Annotated in this window: 4 protein-coding genes; 3 read left to right on the top strand and 1 reads right to left on the bottom strand. The window is 60.8% G+C overall.

The features are described 5' to 3' along the window. On the top strand, positions 1-1,560 hold a 1,560-nt coding region (locus AAFM15_RS11580; protein WP_341686868.1), incomplete at its 5' end, for a molybdopterin cofactor-binding domain-containing protein. Positions 1,561-1,635: 75 nt separating this feature from the next. Here AAFM15_RS11580 and AAFM15_RS11575 read toward each other — a convergent pair. Next, positions 1,636-2,151, bottom strand: a complete 516-nt coding sequence (locus AAFM15_RS11575; RefSeq protein ID WP_341686867.1) for a hypothetical protein — start codon at positions 2,149-2,151, stop codon at positions 1,636-1,638. A gap of 84 nt (positions 2,152-2,235) precedes the next feature. Here AAFM15_RS11575 and xdhC point away from each other — a divergent pair, with 84 nt between their 5' ends. Next, a complete protein-coding gene (gene xdhC, locus AAFM15_RS11570; protein ID WP_341686869.1) occupies positions 2,236-3,015 on the top strand; it encodes a xanthine dehydrogenase accessory protein XdhC in 780 nt (259 codons plus the stop codon). A 166-nt stretch (positions 3,016-3,181) separates the two neighbouring features. Next, positions 3,182-3,925: urate hydroxylase PuuD (locus AAFM15_RS11565; protein ID WP_341686866.1), on the top strand; the 744-nt coding region annotated here is incomplete at its 3' end.

Genomic DNA, 3,925 nt, shown 5'->3' with positions numbered 1-3,925 from the left:
CCGGTCAAGCTGCGCGTCAACCGCGACGACGACATGACCATCACCGGCAAGCGCCACGACTTCCGCATCGACTACGAAGTGGGCTTTGACGACAACGGCCGCATCCTGGGCGCCGACATCATGCTGGCCTCACGTTGCGGCTACAGCGTGGACTATTCCGGCCCGGTGAATGACCGCGCTTGTCTGCACATCGACAACGCCTACCACATCCCCGCGCTCAAGCTGGTCAGCCACCGCTGCAAGACCAACACCCAAAGCGCCACCGCCTTCCGCGGCTTTGGCGGCCCGCAGGGCATGTTTGGCATCGAAACCGTGATCGACGAAATCGCCGCCACGCTGGGTAAGGACCCGCTGGAGGTGCGCAAGCTCAACCTCTACAAAGATCCGGCCATCAGCGGCACGCCCGACACCATGACCACCCAGTACAACCAGTTGATCGAAGACTGGGTGGGCGACAAGGTGATCGCGCAGGTCGAACAGGAATCGAAGTACGCCGAGCGCCGCGCCGCGGTGCAGGCCTTCAACGCCAAGAGCAAAACCCGCAAGCGCGGAATCGCGCTGGTGCCGCTCAAGTTCGGCATCAGCTTCACCGCCACGCACCTCAACCAGGGCGGCGCGCTGCTGGTGATCTACATGGACGGCTCGGTCAGCTGCAATCACGGTGGCACCGAAATGGGCCAGGGCCTGAACACCAAGATGGCGCAGGTCTGCGCCGACGGTCTGGGCATCACGGTCGACAAGGTGCGCATCACCGCCACCGATTCACAAAAGGTGCCCAACGCTTCGGCCACATCGGCTTCGAGTGGTGCCGACATCAACGGCGCGGCCATCATGAACGCCACCGCGCAAATGCGCGAGCGCCTCAAACCCGTGGCGGCCCGCATGCTGGGCTGTGCGGCTGAAGAAGTGACTTTTGCCAACAACCAGGCACACGGCGGCGGCAAGTCGGTCAACTGGCCCGACGTGACCAAGCAGGCCTGGCTCGACCGCGTGGGCCTGTCGGTCACGGGCTTTTACATGACGCCCGAAATCAAATATGACTTCACCACCCTCAACGGTCGCGCTTTCTACTATTACTGCTACGGCGCTGCCGTGAGCGAGGTGGAAATCGACACCCGCACGGGAGAGTGGTGGCTCAAGGCCGTGGACATCGTGCACGACGTGGGCCGCAGCATCAACCCCGCTTTGGACAAGGGCCAGATCGAAGGCGCCTACATCCAGGGCATGGGCTGGCTGACCATGGAAGAGTGCATCTGGGACAAGAAGGGCAAGCTGCTCACCCACGGCCCGTCCACCTACAAGATCCCGGTGGCCGGTGACGTGCCCGAACACTTCAATGTGAGCCTGTTCGACAACGCCAACCTCAAGCCCACGCCGTTCAACAGCAAGGCCACCGGCGAGCCGCCTTTGATGCTGGGCCTGTCGGCTTTCTTTGCGCTCAAGGACGCGGTGGCGGCCAGTGCCGACCACAAGGCCGTGGTGCGCATGGAGGCCCCCGCCACGCCCGAGCGGATTCTGCTGGCTTGCGAGAAGGCCAAGGCCGACGCAGCGGCAGCCTGAAAACAATTTTCATCTCCGCAATCAAAAAGGGCCCTGATCACTCAGGGCCCTTTTTTCATGTTGTGAGCGCTTGATTCAACGCTGCCCTTCGGTCAGCGTGTCGAGCTGAAAACGTCCGCTCTTGTCCCACAGCCACACGTCGGTGTACGTCACGTGGCCCATTTTCTGGGGCGCGGGGTAGGGGGCAGCAGCGAGCACGGTGCGCTCAATCTCAGCAATCACTTCCGGGGCATGTCTGGGGGCGCGTGTCCAGTGCAGGTGCGAAACCTGGCCCTGCTTGTCGATGTCTACATTGAGCACGCCAACCGCGTAGAGCAAAGGCGGCATCTTGCCTTTGAAAATGCGCTGGCCGTTTTGCTCGTAGAGATGGCGTGCCGCATCACCCCGGTATTGTTTGGGGGTGTTGGCGTTGGATGTGACTTTCGGCACTGCTTCCTGCACCGGAAGATCGGGCCATTGCATGGCCTGTTCTTTGCCCGGGCCTGTGGCGCAACCCGCCAGTCCCAGGGCAACGGCGATGAGCAGCAACTGGACCAGTCGTCGCCATGCAGCAGGCGCAGCCCAAATTGGAAAGTGCGTTGGCGTATTCATAATACGGATTGTGGCATTGGCAAAGGTTTTTGCACAGCCGATGAATCAAAAAGAGGATTTGTGGACGATCTCGAGCGGGGTTTGATGCGCCTGGCCAATGAGCCAGCCGTTTGCGTCAGTGTGGTGGGCACGCGCGGCTCGGTGCCGCGCGAGACGGGCACGCACATGCTGGTATTCGCCGATGGCTTCGCAGGCACCATTGGCGGCGGCCATCTGGAGTTTGTCGCCATTGCCCGTGCCCGCCAGTTGCTGCAATCTGGAGTCACCCCTGAACAGCCCGAGCGACACGTTTTAGGGCCCAGTCTGGGCCAATGCTGTGGCGGCGTGGTGGAGCTGGGATACGCCCTTGTCCATGCAGCGGATGTGACCGCTATGCAACAACAACTGCAGCAAACCCGAATACCGGTGGCATTGTTTGGCGGTGGGCATGTGGGGCATGCGCTGGTGCGGGCGCTGGCCCCTTTGCCTTTTGCAGTGCACTGGATTGACAGCCGCGATGAGGTGTTTCCGGTCGATGTTCCTGCACAGGTTTTGTGCGAACACTCCAATCCGGTGCAAGCAGCGGTGCAGGATGTCTTGCCCCAGTCGCGGGTGCTGATCATGAGTTTCAGCCATGCTGAGGATCTGGACATTGTCGTGGCCTGCCTCAAGCGCCTGCGCGAACGCAACGACTTGCCCTTTGTGGGCCTGATCGGCAGCAAGACCAAATGGGCCAGCTTCAGCCACCGCCTGCTCGAGCGCGGTTTCACGCAAGACGAAATCGACCGCATCACTTGTCCCATTGGCCTGCCCGGCATCAAAGGCAAGGAGCCCGAAGTCATCGCCGCATCCGTGGCGGCACAACTCTTGCAAACTCTGGGCTGAACATCCCGGGTTTATCCGGGGGTAGGGCACTGGTAGAGTAGACAAAAACTGTATACACTTCAGTGCACTGGCCGCAGCGGCGCAGGTGTGTTGAGTCCAACACCTTGTTCGCGGCCCATGAAACTGCTCACAGAGCCCGCGGTGGTGAGCAGGTTGGAGACCCCTCATGGAAGCTTATTTGCTTGATTGGGCCAACCTGCTGCTCAGGTGGCTGCATGTGATCACGGCGATTGCCTGGATCGGCTCGTCGTTTTACTTTGTCTTTCTGGACAACAACCTGCAAAAACCCACCTCGCCCGACTTGCTCGAAAAAGGCGTGGACGGGGCCATGTGGGCGGTGCACGGCGGTGGTTTTTACAACCCGCAAAAGTACATGGTCGCCCCCAAGAAGATCCACACCAAACTGCACTGGTTCTATTGGGAAAGCTACTCCACCTGGCTGTCAGGCTTTGCGCTGTTCACGGTGCTGTATCTCTGGAACGCTGGCACCTTCCTGATTGACAAATCACTCATGGACTGGGCGCCTGCCACCGCAGGCTTTGCCGCCGTGGGCTTTCTGGTCGCCTTCTGGTTCATTTACGACACCGTCTGCCGCGTCTTCGGCTTCAAGAAAAATGGCGAACTCATCGTCGCCGGCCTGATGATTGTGGTCGTGGCCTTGGCATCATGGGTTGCCAATCAGCTGTTTGCAGGCCGCGCCGCCTTCTTGCTGGTCGGCGCCATGATCGCCACCGCCATGAGCGCCAATGTGTTCTTCTGGATCATCCCCGGCCAGCGAAAAGTTGTGGCCGCCATGACCAGCGGCGAGAAATACGATGCGGCAGCCCTCGCCATCCACGGCAAGCGCGGCAAGCAGCGTAGCGTGCACAACACTTACTTCACGCTGCCCGTCATCTTCGCGATGCTGAGC

This window comes from Limnohabitans sp., assembly GCF_038134685.1.
Taxonomy (GTDB): Bacteria; Pseudomonadota; Gammaproteobacteria; order Burkholderiales; family Burkholderiaceae_C; genus Limnohabitans_A.
The sequence above is the reverse complement of the archived record's forward strand: the minus strand, read 5'-3'. Positions and strand labels throughout refer to the sequence as shown.

Excerpts from the sequence above, each read along its gene's own strand:
- xdhC (WP_341686869.1), top strand. The coding sequence starts at position 2,236 with ATGCGCCTGGCCAATGAGCCAGCCGTTTGCGTCAGTGTGGTGGGCACG.
- AAFM15_RS11575 (WP_341686867.1), bottom strand. The coding sequence starts at position 2,151 with ATGAATACGCCAACGCACTTTCCAATTTGGGCTGCGCCTGCTGCATGG.